General features: G+C 54.4%; 14 protein-coding genes and 1 other annotated feature. Of the genes, 3 read left to right on the plus strand and 11 right to left on the minus strand.

The window, feature by feature from the left end; genetic code table 11:
- Positions 1–93: 93 nt before the first annotated feature.
- Together mog and tal are read right to left on the minus strand one after the other, a co-directional pair.
- Positions 94–681 carry a molybdopterin adenylyltransferase gene (gene mog, locus WM46_RS14780; protein ID WP_042998013.1) on the minus strand — a complete coding sequence of 196 codons (588 nt, stop codon included), beginning with the start codon at positions 679–681 and terminating at the stop codon, positions 94–96.
- A 110-nt stretch (positions 682–791) separates the two neighbouring features.
- Entirely contained in the window at positions 792–1,745 is a 954-nt protein-coding gene (tal, locus tag WM46_RS14785; RefSeq protein ID WP_061076368.1) for a transaldolase, read from the minus strand.
- Positions 1,746–2,028: 283 nt separating this feature from the next.
- Here tal and WM46_RS14790 point away from each other — a divergent pair, with 283 nt between their 5' ends.
- Positions 2,029–3,459, plus strand: a complete 1,431-nt coding sequence (locus WM46_RS14790; protein WP_102602656.1) for an alanine/glycine:cation symporter family protein — start codon at positions 2,029–2,031, stop codon at positions 3,457–3,459.
- A 69-nt stretch (positions 3,460–3,528) separates the two neighbouring features.
- The gene (yaaA, locus tag WM46_RS14795; protein WP_102602657.1) at positions 3,529–4,302 is read left to right on the plus strand and encodes a peroxide stress protein YaaA; all 774 of its coding nucleotides are present in this window, start codon (positions 3,529–3,531) and stop codon (positions 4,300–4,302) included.
- Between the two features lie 96 nt (positions 4,303–4,398).
- Here yaaA and thrC read toward each other — a convergent pair whose 3' ends face one another.
- From thrC to yjjY, 6 genes are all read right to left on the minus strand, one after another.
- Complete coding sequence (thrC, locus tag WM46_RS14800; RefSeq protein WP_102602658.1) at positions 4,399–5,682, minus strand: threonine synthase; 1,284 nt, start codon at positions 5,680–5,682, stop codon at positions 4,399–4,401.
- A 3-nt stretch (positions 5,683–5,685) separates the two neighbouring features.
- Entirely contained in the window at positions 5,686–6,615 is a 930-nt protein-coding gene (gene thrB / locus WM46_RS14805; RefSeq protein ID WP_061076364.1) for a homoserine kinase, read from the minus strand.
- A gap of 1 nt (position 6,616) precedes the next feature.
- On the minus strand, positions 6,617–9,079 hold the full coding sequence (gene thrA / locus WM46_RS14810) for a bifunctional aspartate kinase/homoserine dehydrogenase I (RefSeq protein WP_061076363.1): 2,463 nt from the start codon (positions 9,077–9,079) through the stop codon (positions 6,617–6,619).
- A gap of 25 nt (positions 9,080–9,104) precedes the next feature.
- Positions 9,105–9,225 (minus strand) — a sequence feature (Thr leader region).
- On the minus strand, positions 9,161–9,226 hold the full coding sequence (gene thrL, locus WM46_RS14815; RefSeq protein WP_001386572.1) for a thr operon leader peptide: 66 nt from the start codon (positions 9,224–9,226) through the stop codon (positions 9,161–9,163). Its footprint overlaps the feature before it by 65 nt.
- A 336-nt stretch (positions 9,227–9,562) precedes the next feature.
- Positions 9,563–10,249, minus strand: coding sequence for a tRNA/rRNA methyltransferase (locus WM46_RS14820; protein WP_102602659.1), 687 nt, complete (start codon positions 10,247–10,249; stop codon positions 9,563–9,565).
- 398 nt (positions 10,250–10,647) lie between these two features.
- Positions 10,648–10,788 carry a protein YjjY gene (gene yjjY, locus WM46_RS14825; protein WP_042998021.1) on the minus strand — a complete coding sequence of 47 codons (141 nt, stop codon included), beginning with the start codon at positions 10,786–10,788 and terminating at the stop codon, positions 10,648–10,650.
- A gap of 95 nt (positions 10,789–10,883) precedes the next feature.
- Between yjjY and arcA the strand changes: the two genes are divergently transcribed.
- Positions 10,884–11,600 (plus strand): two-component system response regulator ArcA, encoded by a 717-nt coding sequence (gene arcA / locus WM46_RS14830; protein WP_001194359.1) that lies wholly within the window; start codon positions 10,884–10,886, stop codon positions 11,598–11,600.
- A gap of 66 nt (positions 11,601–11,666) precedes the next feature.
- Here the strand turns inward: arcA and creD are convergent, their stop codons facing one another.
- The 3 genes from creD to creB are packed head-to-tail and all read right to left on the minus strand — an operon-like array spanning position 11,667 to position 15,206.
- Positions 11,667–13,034, minus strand: coding sequence for a cell envelope integrity protein CreD (creD, locus tag WM46_RS14835; RefSeq protein WP_102602660.1), 1,368 nt, complete (start codon positions 13,032–13,034; stop codon positions 11,667–11,669).
- Positions 13,035–13,092: 58 nt separating this feature from the next.
- Complete coding sequence (gene creC, locus WM46_RS14840; RefSeq protein ID WP_102602661.1) at positions 13,093–14,517, minus strand: two-component system sensor histidine kinase CreC; 1,425 nt, start codon at positions 14,515–14,517, stop codon at positions 13,093–13,095.
- Positions 14,517–15,206 carry a two-component system response regulator CreB gene (gene creB, locus WM46_RS14845; RefSeq protein WP_102602662.1) on the minus strand — a complete coding sequence of 230 codons (690 nt, stop codon included), beginning with the start codon at positions 15,204–15,206 and terminating at the stop codon, positions 14,517–14,519. The genes creC and creB overlap by 1 nt, the downstream gene beginning before the upstream one ends.

Here is a 15,206-nt window from a genome sequence, read left to right on the forward strand (position 1 = left end):
GTTATGAACGAAACGTGTAAAGCAAAACTTACTATATCGTAAATAAATCAACACACCACTTTCACCGCCGCTTATCTTACGAAAAGACTAACTTCAGGCGTTTATTTCACGTCTTGCGCTTTTCGGACGAAAAGATGCTACGATTTCCGGCGCGGTTTCCACATACGGCCCTTCAAGGAGCTGTATACAATACGGTACACTTGCGAAGATACCCGCCACGACGACATTCCCTTCGGCATCCTTCACGCCTTCCAGAGTCTCTTTAATGGATTTCGGCTGGCCCGGTAAATTGAGGATTAACGCCTGCTTACGGATCACCCCAACCTGGCGTGACAGGATCGCCGTCGGCACAAAGTGCAGGCTAATCTGCCGCATCTGTTCGCCAAAGCCTGGCATCTGGCGATCGGCAACCGCGAGGGTTGCATCCGGCGTCACATCACGACGCGCAGGACCGGTGCCGCCGGTGGTCAGCACCAGATGGCAACTCATCTCGTCCACTAGCTCACAGAGCGTTTGTTCGATGATGGCCTGCTCGTCAGGAATCAAGCGCGTCTGCACCTCGAAAGGGGTGGTCAACGCCGTCGATAGCCACTCTTCCAGCGCCGGAATACCTTTATCCTGATAGACACCGCTGGAGGCGCGGTCAGAAATGGAAACTAAGCCAATACGTAAGGTGTTCATGATTATTCCGTTTAAACAGTCTCGTTAAACAGAATGATACACTGCGAAGGGAAGGACAGACAGGGTTCAGAAGAGGTAGCGTGACCGGCGTACCGGTCACGCATCAATGATTACAGCAGGTCGCCGATCATTTTTTCCAGTTTTTCCTGGTCGACAGCAAACTTACGGATACCGTCCGCCAGTTTGTCTACCGCCATTGGATCCTGGTTGTGCTGCCACAGGAACTCAGACTCAGTGATGCGTTCCGGACGCGCTTTCACTTCGCCAGAGAAGGACAGTTTACGCTCGATAGCCCCTTCGCTTTCCGCCAGCTCTTTCAGCAGCGCCGGTGCGATGGTCAGGCGATCGCAGCCAGCCAGCTCAAGGATTTCACCGATGTTACGGAAGCTTGCACCCATCACAACCGTCTCATAGCCGTGCTGTTTGTAGTATTCGTAGATCTCCGTTACAGAAACCACGCCCGGATCTTCCGCCGGCGCATACTCTTTCTTGTCGGTATTGGATTTATACCAGTCAAGAATACGGCCCACGAACGGGGAGATCAGGAATACGCCCGCTTCAGCACAAGCACGCGCCTGCGCAAAGGAGAACAGCAGCGTCAGGTTACAGTTGATGCCTTCTTTTTCCAGCTGTTCTGCTGCACGGATACCCTGCCAGGTTGAAGCCAGTTTGATCAGAATGCGATCGTTGCTGATACCTGCGTCGTTATACAGCTTAATGATACGTTTCGCTTTAGCGATAGACGCGTCGGTGTCATAGGACAGGCGAGCATCCACTTCCGTGGAGATACGACCCGGGACCAGTTTCAGGATCTCCAGACCGATGTTCACGGCCAGTTTGTCGGTAGCGTCAACAATCTGCTGCGCACGGTCGTTGCTCTGCTGCTTAGCCCATGCCACGGCGTCATCAATCAGCTTACGGTATTCCGGGATCTGCGCTGCGTTAAGAATGAGAGAAGGGTTGGTTGTGGCATCCTGCGGCTGATACAGCTTCATTGCCGCGATGTCTCCGGTGTCGGCCACCACGGTGGTGAACTGACGAAGGGAGGTCAATTTGTCCGTCATGATAGTGTTTCTCTTTAAACAGCTTGTTAGGGGGATGTAACCGGTCTGCCCTGATGATAACACGACGTTGTGACAGCGCAACCGCAGACAATGCGCTTATTCCCATGAGGGCATCTGCGGACAATTTCTGATCCGGCCTTGATGTGACGCGCCATTCAGATGCTCAACCTCATGTATACTACGCGGCCGCTATCAATTGTCCGTCAGCGTATATACTATTCGACAATTGGTAACGCTTACACAGGGTTGTTACAGCGTACCGGCAGCAACAAGAGGGATGTTAATGCCTGATTTTTTCACGTTTATTAATGATGTGCTCTGGGGATCGGTAATGATCTACCTGCTCTTCGGTGCAGGGTGTTGGTTTACCTGGCGCACAGGCTTCGTACAATTTCGCTATATCCGCCAGGTTGGCAGAAGTCTGAAAAACAGCATTAACCCGCAACCAGGAGGGTTGACCTCGTTTCAGTCGCTCTGTACCAGCCTTGCCGCCCGTATCGGCAGCGGCAACATGGCGGGCGTGGCGCTGGCGATTACCGCTGGCGGACCTGGCGCGGTGTTCTGGATGTGGGTCGCCGCCATCATCGGTATGGCGACCTCGTTTGCCGAGTGCGCCCTCGCACAACTGTACAAAGAGCGCGATCGCCACGGTCAGTTTCGCGGCGGCCCCGCCTGGTATATGGCGCGGGGATTAGGTATGCGCTGGATGGGCGTGTTATTCGCCATCTTTTTACTGATCGCCTACGGCCTGGTGTTCAACAGCGTGCAGGCCAACTCCGTCTCCCGCGCCCTCAAATTCGCATTTGATTTCCCTCCGGTCGCCACCGGTATTGTCATGGCAATTGCCGCCCTGCTGGTTATTGTCCGGGGGATAAAAGGCGTGGCGCGGATGATGCAGTGGTTTGTCCCCGTGATGGCGCTGATGTGGGTCACCACCAGCCTGGTAGTGTGTCTGATCAACATCGACCAACTGCCTGACATCATCATTTCTATCGTCAAAAGCGCGTTTGGCTGGCAAGAAGCGGCGGGCGGTGTGGCGGGATATACGCTGAGCCAGGCGATCACCAGCGGTTTTCAACGCAGTATGTTTTCCAATGAAGCCGGAATGGGCTCAACGCCTAACGCCGCTGCCGCGGCATCATCCTGGCCGCCGCACCCTGCGGCGCAGGGAATTGTGCAGATGATCGGGATTTTTATCGACACGCTGATCGTCTGTAGCGCAACGGCAATGCTGGTTTTACTGGCAGGCAACGGCACGACCTATGCGCCGATGGAAGGGATCCAACTGGTGCAGAAAGCAATGAGTACGCTGGTCGGCGACTGGGGGGCTGCCTTCGTTGCGGTCATCGTCATTCTGTTTGCCTTCAGCTCCATTGTGGTCAACTACATCTACGCGGAAAACAACCTGTACTTTCTGAACCTGGACAATAAGCGCGTCATCTGGATCCTTCGCGTTGCCACCTGTTCTACGGTGGTGGCCGGAACCTTGCTTAGCTTCCCGCTGTTATGGCAACTGGCGGATATCATCATGGCCTGCATGGCGATCACAAACCTGACGGCAATATTGCTGCTCTCTCCGGTGGTACATACTCTGGCGAGTGATTATTTGCGTCAGCGAAAACTGGGTATCCGTCCGGTCTTTGATCCGCTGCGCTACCCGGACATCGAACAGCAACTGGCGCCAGATGCCTGGGACGACATCCCGCGAGACTAATCGCAACTATCGATCAATTCAGTCGTGTTTTTTGCTACAGTCGCAGTAAATTTCCTGCAAGGACTGAACATGCTGATTCTGATTTCACCTGCAAAAACGCTCGACTACCAGAGCCCGCTGGCGACAACGCGCCATACGCTGCCTGAGCTGCTGGACCACTCCCAGCAGCTGATTCATGTGGCGCGCACGCTCTCAGCCCCGCAAATCGGTAAGCTGATGGGCATCAGCGACAAACTTGCCGATCTGAACGCCACCCGCTTTCACGACTGGCAGCCGGACTTCACGCCGGAAAACGCGCGTCAGGCGATTCTGGCCTTCAAAGGCGATGTTTATACCGGATTACAGGCCGAAACCTTTAGCGAAGCCGATTTCGATTTCGCCCAGCAGCATTTGCGTATGCTCTCAGGTCTGTACGGCGTGCTGCGTCCGCTGGATCTGATGCAGCCTTATCGTCTGGAAATGGGCATTCGTCTGGAGAACGCCAAAGGGAAGGATCTGTATCATTTCTGGGGCGATATCATTACCGACAAGCTCAATGAAGCGCTCGCCGCACAGGGCGACCAGGTGGTGATTAACCTTGCGTCGGATGAATACTTCCGGTCCGTGAAACCGAAGAAACTGAACGCCGCATTGATTAAACCTGTCTTCCTCGACGAGAAAAACGGCAAGTTCAAAGTCATCAGCTTCTACGCCAAAAAGGCGCGCGGCCTGATGAGCCGCTACATCATTGAAAACCGCCTGACGAAGCCTGAACAGCTCACCGGCTTTAACAGCGAAGGTTACTTCTTTGATGAAGCCGCCTCCGGAAATGGCGAACTGGTGTTTAAGCGTCACGAGCAGTAATGCCCAATTCGCCGGATGGCGGCTACACCTTATCCGGCCTACTCATCCGCACCGCCTCGTAGGCCCGGTAAGCGACAGCGCCACCGGGCACGATGTTTAGCGCGTCATCATTAACTTACGCAGGGCGGCAAAATCCGCCGGCAGATGTTGCGAAAGCAGCGGTAGATCCGCGCGTTCCGCCAGTTCTTTCGGCAGATCCAGCGTTTCATTGAGAATCGCCTCCACGCTCTCTTTAAACTTCGCCGGGTGCGCAGTGCCGAGGAACAGACCGTATTCGCCCGGATTGAGCTGATCACGCAGGGCGCGGTAGGCCACGGCGGCATGAGGCTCAGAGGTGTAGCCCTTCGCTTTCAGTTCGCGCATCGTTTCCTGTGTGGTTTCATCATCCACAGCCGCATAACCAAGCTCATTCAGACGCCAGATTTTACGGCGGAACAACTCCTCAACGCGCGGCCAGTTGTTCGGCTGACTCACATCCATCGCATTAGACAACGTCGCCTGGGTCGCTTTTGGCGCCCACAGCCCGTCCTGCAGGAAGCGCGGCACCGTGTCGTTAACGTTGGTGGCAGCGATAAAACGCTTTACCGGCAGACCGAGAGATTTCGCCAGCAGGCCCGCCGTCAGGTCGCCAAAGTTACCGCTTGGAACAGAAACCACCAGTTGATTCCGCGCTTCCTGCGGCAATTGAGCAACGGCCTCAAAGTAGTAGCAAATCTGCGCCAGCAGGCGGCTGATGTTGATGGAGTTCGCTGAGTTCAGCCCCAGCGCTACTTTCAGCTCTTCATCATCAAACGCCTGTTTGACCAGCGCCTGACAGGCATCAAAATCGCCATCAATGGCGACGGTTTCAATGTTACCGCCCAGCGTGCAGAACAGTTTTTCCTGCAACGGACTGATTTTGCCATTCGGATAGAGGATCACTACACGCACGTTCGGCAGACCATAAAACGCATGCGCCACGGCCGCGCCGGTATCCCCAGAGGTTGCGGTCAGAATGGTCACCGGTTTGTCGCCGCTGATGTGGGTCAGCATCTGCGCCATAAAGCGACCGCCGAAATCTTTAAACGCCAGCGTCGGGCCGTGGAACAGCTCCAGACAGCCGACATCACCTTCCACCTGAGCAACCGGTGCCGGGAAAGCAAAGGCAGCGCGCACGCGCTCTTCAAGGATCTCCTGTGGGATTTCATCGCCGATGAACGCGGAAAGGATCTTTGCACTACGGCTGACGAAGTCCTGGTTCAGCATCTCATCCACTTCTGTCAGGTTGAATTCCGGCAGCTCATGCGGGAAAAACAGCCCCTGATTCTTGCCCAGCCCCTGCGTGACGGCCTGTGCAAAACTAACCTGCTCGTTGTGATCTTTAAGATTGTAGAGTTTCATCAATTATCCCAGTACTCGTGCGCCCGCCGTGTCCAGCCGGCAAATATGAACAAAGCCTTCCTGATTTTGCAGGTAGTGACTGCCCAGCCAGTCCGCCACGCGTTGCGCCGTCTCCGTTTTATCGCAGAGCGCAAACAGCGTCGGCCCTGAACCGGAAATACCGCTGGCCAGCGCGCCAATTTCCGCGACGGCCTGACGCGCCTGAGCAAAACCAGGCAACAGACGTTCGCGATACGGTTCGGCAATCACATCCTTCATCAGTTTCGCCGCAAGCCCAGGCTGACGGGAATAGCAGGCGTGAATAAACCCGGCCAGGTGACGCCCGTGGGCAATGCAATCCTGGCGACGATATTGCGCAGGCAGGATCGCCCGCGCTTCTGCCGTGGAGACCTTAATGCCTGGATAGGCCAGCACCCACAGCCACTCATCAAAGCCTGGCACCTGCTGACTGATAATGCCGTTTTCTTCGATCATCAACTGCATACCGCCGAGGAAACACGGCGCAACGTTATCGTAATGAATGCTGCCGGAGATACGCCCTTCCAGTTCGCCCATCATCGCCAGCAGACGTGTGTCATTCAGCGGCTTGCCGCAGTGCTCATTCATCGCGACCAGTGCCGCCACCACCGAGCAGGCGCTGGAACCTAATCCGGAGCCGATCGGCATGTTCTTTTCCAGCGTCATCGCCACCGGAATGGGTTTACCCAGTTCCTGACAAAAACGCTCCCAGCACTGGTACACAATATTTTCACGCGGTTCTGGCGGTAGCTTGTCGGCAAAGCGGCCCAGATTATTCAGGCTGAAACTGTCTGCCGCCTCGACCGTTACCACGTCGCCCAGCAGTGAGCCATCAACGGGTGTCACCGCCGCCCCGAGCACATCGAATCCAACGCTCATATTGGCACTGGAAGCCGGGGCATAAACTTTAACCATGTTAGACTCCTAGCTTCCATGAAAGGGTACGCAGCAGGTCAGCAAACACCCCTGCCGCCGTGACGTCGTTACCCGCGCCATAACCGCGCAGAACCAGCGGCAGCGGCTGATAATAGTGACTGTAGAACGCCAGCGCGTTTTCGCCGTTTTTCACTTTGTACAACGGATCGTTACCGTCCACTTCAGAAATCTTCACCCGACAGACGCCGTCTTCTTCGATGTTGCCAACATAGCGCAATACTTTGCCCTCATCACGGGCTTTTGCCACCCGCGCGGCAAAGGCATCGTCAAGCTGCGGCAGATTCGCCATGAACGCGTCAACGTCGCCTGAATCATCAAACGCTTGCGGCAACACCGGTTCAATGACGATGTCAGACAGTTCCAGCTCGCGTCCGGTTTCACGGGCGAGGATCAGCAGCTTACGCGCCACGTCCATCCCCGAAAGATCGTCACGCGGATCGGGTTCGGTATAACCCATTTCACGCGCGATGCGGGTCGCTTCAGAGAGGGTCATGCCTTCATCGAGCTTACCGAAAATAAACGACAGCGAACCAGACAGGATACCGGAGAACTTCAGCAATTCATCGCCCGCATTCAACAGGTTTTGCAGGTTTTCGATCACCGGCAGACCGGCCCCCACGTTAGTGTCATAGAGGAATTTGCGCCGTGACTTCGCGGCAGCGAAACGCAACTGATGGTAGTAATCCATCGACGAGGTATTCGCCTTTTTATTCGGCGTGACCACATGGAATCCTTCACGCAGGAAGTCCGCATACTGATCGGCCACCGCCTGACTGGAAGTACAGTCCACAATCACCGGGTTCAGCAGGTGATATTCCTTCACCAGGCGGATTAAGCGACCGAGATTGAACGGCTCTTTCGCTTCAGCCAGTTCGGCCTGCCAGTTTTCCAGGTTCAGGCCATGCACGTGGGTCAACAGCGCTCTGGAGTTCGCCACGCCGCACACGCGCAGATCGATATGTTTTTTCTTCAGCCAGGTTTGCTGGCGCTTAAGCTGCTCCAGTAATGCGCCGCCTACCCCGCCGACGCCAATGACAAACACTTCAATCACCTGATCGGTATTGAACAGCATCTGATGGGTGACGCGTACGCCCGTCGTGGCATCGTCGTTATTGACCACTACCGAAATGGAACGCTCGGAGGAGCCCTGAGCGATAGCCACGATATTGATATTAGCGCGCGCCAGTGCGGCAAAGAATTTCGCCGAAATACCGCGCAGCGTCCGCATACCATCCCCAACGACAGAGATAATCGCCAGCCGTTCAGTGACCGCCAGCGGTTCCAGCACGCCCTCTTTCAGCTCGAGATAGAATTCATCCTGCAAGGCACGCTGTGCGCGGGCGCAGTCGGCCTGCGGCACGCAGAAGCTGATGCTGTACTCAGAGGATGACTGGGTAATCAGTACCACGGAAATTCCCGCACGGGACATCACCGCAAATACGCGCGCCGCCATCCCCACCATCCCTTTCATACCAGGACCGGAGACGTTGAACATCGCCATATTATTGAGGTTGGAAATCCCCTTCACCGGCAGATCGTCTTCATCGCGGCTGGCGCCGATCAGCGTGCCTGCCGCCTGCGGGTTACCGGTATTTTTGATGAGGCAAGGGATCTGGAACTGCGCGATGGGGGTAATGGTACGGGGGTGAAGCACTTTTGCACCAAAATAGGAAAGCTCCATCGCTTCCTGATAAGACATCGATTTCAGCAACCTGGCGTCAGGTACCTGGCGCGGGTCGCAGGTATATACACCGTCGACGTCTGTCCAGATCTCGCAGCAGTCGGCACGTAAGCAGGCCGCCAGAACCGCAGCAGAATAATCAGAGCCGTTGCGCCCCAGCACCACCAGTTCACCCTTCTCATTACCGGCGGTGAAACCGGCCATCAGCACCATGTGGTCTGCGGGAATACGCCCGGCGGCGATGCGGCGAGTCGATTCGGCGATATCGACGGTGGATTCGAGGTAGTGCCCCACCGCCAGCAGTTTTTCGACCGGGTCAATAACGGTAACGTGGTGGCCGCGCGCTTCCAGTAACCCCGCCATGATGGCGATCGACATCTTTTCGCCACGGCAGATAAGCGCAGCATTAATGCTGTCCGGACACTGTCCGAGCAGGCTGATCCCATGCAGCACATGTTTGATTTGGGCAAATTCCTGCTCAACAAACACCTTCAACTGCGCCAGCGGAAAGCCCGGCTGGGCGTCGGCGAGTCCGGTCAGAAGTTCGGCAAAAATACGTTCGGCATCACTGATATTGGGTAATGCGTCCTGACCTCCGATGGTTTTTTCAATCATCGCCACCAGATGGTTGGTAATTTTAGCGGGGGCAGAAAGAACGGTCGCTACCTGCCCCTGCCTGGCATTGCTTTCCAGAATATCGGCAACCCGCAGAAAACGTTCTGCATTTGCCACTGATGTACCGCCGAACTTCAACACTCGCATGGTTGTTACCTCGTTACCTTTGGTCGAAAAAAAAGCCCGCACTGTTCAGGTGCGGGCTTTTTTCTGTGTTTCCTGTACGCGTCAGCCCGCACCGTTACCTGTGGTAATGGTGATGGTTGTGGTAATGGTGGTGCTGATGCGTTTCATGGATGTTGTGTACTCTGTAATTATTTACCCTAAATAATTCGTCTTGCAGGAAGGCGGCAATTGCGTGAAGCCCCTGGAGCATAGAAAACTATGTGACTGGGGTGAACAAAAGCAGCCAACGCACATGCAACTCGAAGTATGACGGGTAATCTGTCTGTGCTGTATGTCTATATTGGTTAAAGTATCTGGTGACCTAAGTCAATAAATATTTGATTTACTCACCTGACGAAACTTGTTCATGAGCTGCTGGCGAAGGGTTTATTTTCAACCAAACCCGCAGGATAACCCCTCTTGAAATTAGCAGTTATCACCATAAAGAAAACTAAAGACAAATTATTATTTTGTGACATTTTTTTCGATATCATGGACCAGGCGGTGCAACATTGCCGTGTCTCGCTGCCCTAATTGCCCCAGACGCTGTTGCAGCCAGTCGACCAGTTTGATGTCATCTGCAACCTCCAGAGTGGTCAATAGCGTCATGATGCGCGAGCGTAATGCCTGTAACTGAAATTCATCAGATGAATCGACTTCTTTAGCAGGTTGTTGCATTAAATTTGTTAATTGATAGCAGTAGACCATCACCGCCTGCCCCAGATTCAATGAAGGATAATCTGCAACCATTGGCACGCCGGTCAGAACATCCGCCAGCGCCAGTTCATCGTTAGTCAGTCCGGAATCTTCACGACCAAAAACCAGCGCGGCGTGATTCATCCAGGCCGATTTTTCTTCCAGCAGCGAAACCAGTTCCGCCGGCGTCGCGTAGTAGTGAAATTTTGCCCGACTGCGCGCCGTGGTAGCGACGGTAAAATCAACATCAACAAGCGCATCCGCAAGGGTTGGGAAAACGGCAATATTATCAATAATATCGCTGGATCCATGTGCCACCCAACGCGTAGCGGGTTCAAGATGCGCCTGACTGTCAACGATACGCAACTGCGTGAATCCCATGGTTTTCATGGCGCGTGCCGCGGCACCAATGTTTTCCGCTCTGGCGGGAGCGACGAGGATAATAGTAATGCGCATTTTTCTACTCTTTATGCCTGTCCGCAGACAATTGTGTGAACTATGTCAAGATATTACGCGGAGCGAATTTACAAAATTTTAACGAAAATCAGTGAAAAACCGTTTTACCTTCCATAAAAGACGCTAAACTGTTTCCTTACTTTACTAAAGTTTTTTATGTTAACAGAAACAGTATATCCTTCTGTTTATCAGAGATAATTTGATTTAAAATGAATCTCATTCATAGGATTCGCCGTGTTAATTAGTTATCCTGTGCAACTAGTTGGATTATTGCAATTTTGTGATGAAAGCTAGCATTTGGATACGATGATTTCATCAAACTGTTAACGTGCTACAATTGAACTTGATATATGTCAACGAAGCGTAGTTTTATTGGGTGTCCGGTACGTCTTAGCCTGTTATGTTGCTGTTAAAATGGTTAGGATGACAGCCGTTTTTGACACTGTCGGGTCCAGAGGGAAACTACCCACGACCAAGCTAATGATGTTGTTGACGTTGATGGAAAGTGCATCAAGAACGCAATTACGTACTTTAGTCATGTTACGCCGATCATGTTAATTTGCGACATGCATCAGGCAGGTCAGGGACTTTTGTACTTCCTGTTTCGATTTAGTTGGCAATTTAGGTAGCAAACATGCAGACCCCGCACATTCTTATCGTTGAAGACGAGTTGGTAACACGCAACACGTTAAAAAGTATTTTCGAAGCGGAAGGCTATGATGTATTCGAAGCGACTGATGGCGCGGAAATGCATCAAATCCTCTCTGAATATGACATCAACCTGGTGATCATGGATATCAACCTGCCAGGCAAAAACGGTCTTCTGCTGGCGCGTGAACTGCGCGAGCAGGCTAACGTTGCGCTGATGTTCCTGACTGGCCGCGATAACGAAGTCGATAAAATCCTCGGCCTCGAAATCGGTGCAGACGATTACATCACCAAGCCGTTTAACCCGCGCGAACTGACTATCCGTGCCCGCAACCTTCTGTCTCGTACCATGAACCTGGGTACCGTCAGCGAAGAACGTCGTAGCGTTGAAAGCTACAAGTTCAACGGTTGGGAACTGGACATCAACAGCCGTTCTCTGATCGGGCCTGATGGCGAGCAGTACAAACTGCCGCGCAGTGAGTTCCGTGCCATGCTGCACTTCTGCGAGAACCCGGGCAAGATCCAGTCTCGTGCTGAGCTGCTGAAGAAAATGACCGGTCGTGAGCTGAAACCGCATGACCGTACCGTTGACGTGACCATCCGCCGTATTCGTAAGCATTTCGAATCCACGCCGGATACGCCGGAAATTATCGCGACTATTCACGGTGAAGGTTACCGTTTTTGTGGCGATCTGCAGGATTAATCGGGTTACCACCGTCAAAAAAACGGCGCTCAATGCGCCGTTTTTCTTATCTGCTTTTTGCTAAATTCACTTCCAGACGCGTAGCGCATCGTCCACGGGTGCGGACGGTTTCGGCGCTGTCGGTGTTGGTGTCGGTTTCGCGCGCGAGAACGCATACCAGTCCAGATGTCGCGTCAAGAACATCACGCTCCCCAGCGCCAACAACAGCACACTCGTCCCCAACAGCAGCGCGCTGTCTTCCGAGCGCAACAGTACCCACATCACGCCATCCAGCGCTAACAATGCCAGAGTGAAGACCACGCTACTACGCCAGCCCTGTAGCACTGCCTGGAGATAAACCCCGTTCATCAGCGCGCCCACCAGGCTTGCGATAATCCATGCCAGGGTGAAACCAATGTGTTCTGAGAGCGCCAGCAACAGCAAATAAAACATCACCAGCGACAGTCCCACCAGCAGATACTGCATCGGGTGCAATTTTTTACCCGTCAACGTTTCGAACACAAAGAAAGCCATAAATGTCAGTGTAATCAGTAAAATGGCATACTTCGTCGCCCGATCCGTCAGTTGATACTGATCGGCAGGAGTGGCAACCGCGACGCTAAATGACGGCAGGTTATACCACCCGTCTTTTCGCGCATCCACAAACCGATCGCCCAGGTTATTGGCAAACCAACTGCTTTGCCACTGCGCCTGAAACCCTGACACGCTGATTTCGCGCTTGTCGGGTAGAAAATCACCGAGGAAGTTGGGATGCGGCCAGTTGCTGGTGAGCGTCATTTGGCTGCTGCGCCCCACCGGAACCACCGAGAAAGAGCCGGTACCGCTTAAATTGAGTGACATCGCCAGGTTCACATCGCGCATCGCCCATTGCGCATCCGGAAGCGGAATGTGGAGCCCCTCCCCGCGGTCCGTTAATCCCGTCCCCGGTTCGACGGCAAGCGCCATTCCGTTCACCTTCGGTGCTTTCACCACGCCAATCCCCCGCGCATCGCCCACACCAACCACGATAAACGGTTTTCCAAGGGTTACGTTGGGCCGGTTCAGTTCACTCAGTCGCGCGGCATCAAACTCCGCTTTCAGCGTAACATCGGTATGCCAGACCTGCCCTTCGTAGATGCCCACTTTTCGCGGTTCGACATTCTGGTTCCCCTCCACCATCAGCGACTCCGGCAACCAGAAATGGATAAAACTGCGCCTGTGCTGCACCTCTTTCTCATTTTCCAGCACGGTGTATAACTCAGTCACGGGTACGGCAATTAGCGGACCGACCACTTTTTGCGGTCCGCTGGTACTCTGCCGAATCGCATCTTCCACCGCATCACGATAATCAGCACGTTCCACAATAATCTGCCGGACCATCATCAGGGGGATCAGCAGCAACACAATCGCGCCACCTAAGGTGACGATTTTCCAGAACAGGGGGGATTTCAACATAGCGTTCTCCTTATGCAATACCCGCAGAGTACGCACGCTATGTGGGGGGAATTTGAAGTTATGTGAAGTGACGGTGAAGTGTGAGCGTGGCCTCAACGCCGCCTTCCGGCCGGTTACGTAATTCCGCACTCCCCTTCAACAGTCGCGCCACTTCGCGGACGAACGCCAGTCCCAAACCGCTGCTTTTGAGGCCATTCTCACGCGGCAGTGAGTAAAAGCGGTCAAATATCCGCGGTAAGGCAAAATCAGGAATGCCTGTACCGGTATCAGCCACCGTCAGCGTCACCATCTCTGCATGCGCCTGTGCGCTGAGGGTGATCGCTCCGCCTGCCGGGGTGAAATCTATGGCATTGTCCAGCAGGTTACCCAACGCCTGTTCCAGCAGCGCCGGCTCCGCAGAGACGCTTAACGCCGAGGGGACAATCTCCAGCGATATCGCCTTCGTCGCCAGTTGAATAGCGCGCGCGTCGCTGATTTGCGCAAACAGTTCATCGACCTCAACCGGAGAGAGGGCAATATCCTGACGGTTTTCCAGCCGCGCCTGGCGCAGCAAGGTTTCAACCAGCGCCTGCATCCGCGCATTTTGGCTGAGAATATTGTCGGTAAAGCGCTTAACAATGTCCGGAGGCGGATTTTCCCGCAGAATTTCCGCCGCGCCGCGAATGGCTGCCAGCGGACTCTTCAGCTCGTGGGTAAGCGCGTACACGTACTGTTCGATGTAATTCTTGCCTTCCAGCTTCAGACGCATACTCTCCAGCGCCTGCGCCAGCTTGCGCAACTCACTGCTGCCCAGTTCGGGCAGCGGCATCGGCTGGTTTTCGGTTACGGAATCCGCATAGCGCGTCAGGCGGGCAATCGAACGGTTAATCCACCAGACCATCCCGGCACCAATCACCAGCGCAATGCCAAGCAGAATTGCGCTGGCCCAAAGGATCCGCCGTTCGCTGCGTTTAATCACCGGTGCCATCGCGGCATTGGGTTTTCCCACACTGAGCACGCCGATGATCTTTCCGTTGTCGACAACCGGCGCTGCAACATACATGACCGAGCTTTCCGGATCGGCGGGATCCTGCGGCGTACTGCGCGCGCCATACTGCCCACGCAGCGTTAGCCAGACATCGTTCCAGCGAGAGTAATCCTGCCCGACCGCTTTATTGACGGAGTCAAACACCACGTTGCCCTGCGCATCCGTCATGTAAACATGGTATTCGTTGCGGACTTTATTGATTCCGCTGATGTTGGCACGAAAGGGACGGTTATGCAGTTGCGTAAACGCCTGCGCCAGTTGGCCATGCGCCGGGTTACCCGACAGGAGATCGTCACGCGCCAGCGCCGCCAGCAGCGTGGCGGTATCGATCAGCGTCCCTTCTGTTGCACGCCGTACGCCAGGTTTAATCTCCTGTACAAAAATAGAGAGAACAAACCACGCGGCAACAGCGACAATCAGGAAATAGCCCAACAGCAAACGCATGCCAATGCGCATCAGAGGCTCCTCAGGCTGTAGCCCATTCCACGATGCGTGTTGATCGGCGAGAGCGTCGGGTTGATAGCGCGCAGTTTGGCGCGCAGCGTTTTGATGTGCGTATCGACCGTCCGGTCGTATGTATCCTGCGCATCGGCCCAGACGATATCCATCAGTTGCTGGCGCGAATAGACACGCCCTGGGGATAACAGCAGCGTTTTCAGCAGCAAAAACTCATAGCGCGTGAGCGACAGGGGCGTGCCAAACCAGGCCACTTCGGCAGCCGGTTCATTCAGCTCAAAATGGCCGGTTTTGACAACAGGCGACGGCGTGGAAAACTTCTTCACACGACGTAGCAGCGTGCGGACTCTGGCGCAGACTTCCCGCGGCGAAAACGGTTTGGCGACGTAATCGTCGGCACCGATTTCCAGCCCCAGCAGACGATCCACCTCGTCACTGCGCGCCGTCAGAAAGAGGATCGGTAATGCCGGATGGTACTCCAGCAATCGTCGGCACAGCTCAAAGCCGCTGATATCCGGCAACCCGACATCGAGAATCGCCACATCCGGGCACTGATGACGCGCTTTGTCCAGCGCGGGCTGCCCGCGCTCAAAGGCTTCCACGCTAAACCCTTCCTGCTGGAGCATATAAATCAGGGTATCCGCGATACCCTGCTCATCTTCCACCAGCCAGACCGACACCTGCTGCAT

The sequence above is a fragment of the Citrobacter freundii complex sp. CFNIH2 genome (genome assembly GCF_002880615.1).
Taxonomy (GTDB): domain Bacteria; phylum Pseudomonadota; class Gammaproteobacteria; order Enterobacterales; family Enterobacteriaceae; genus Citrobacter_A; species Citrobacter_A amalonaticus_F.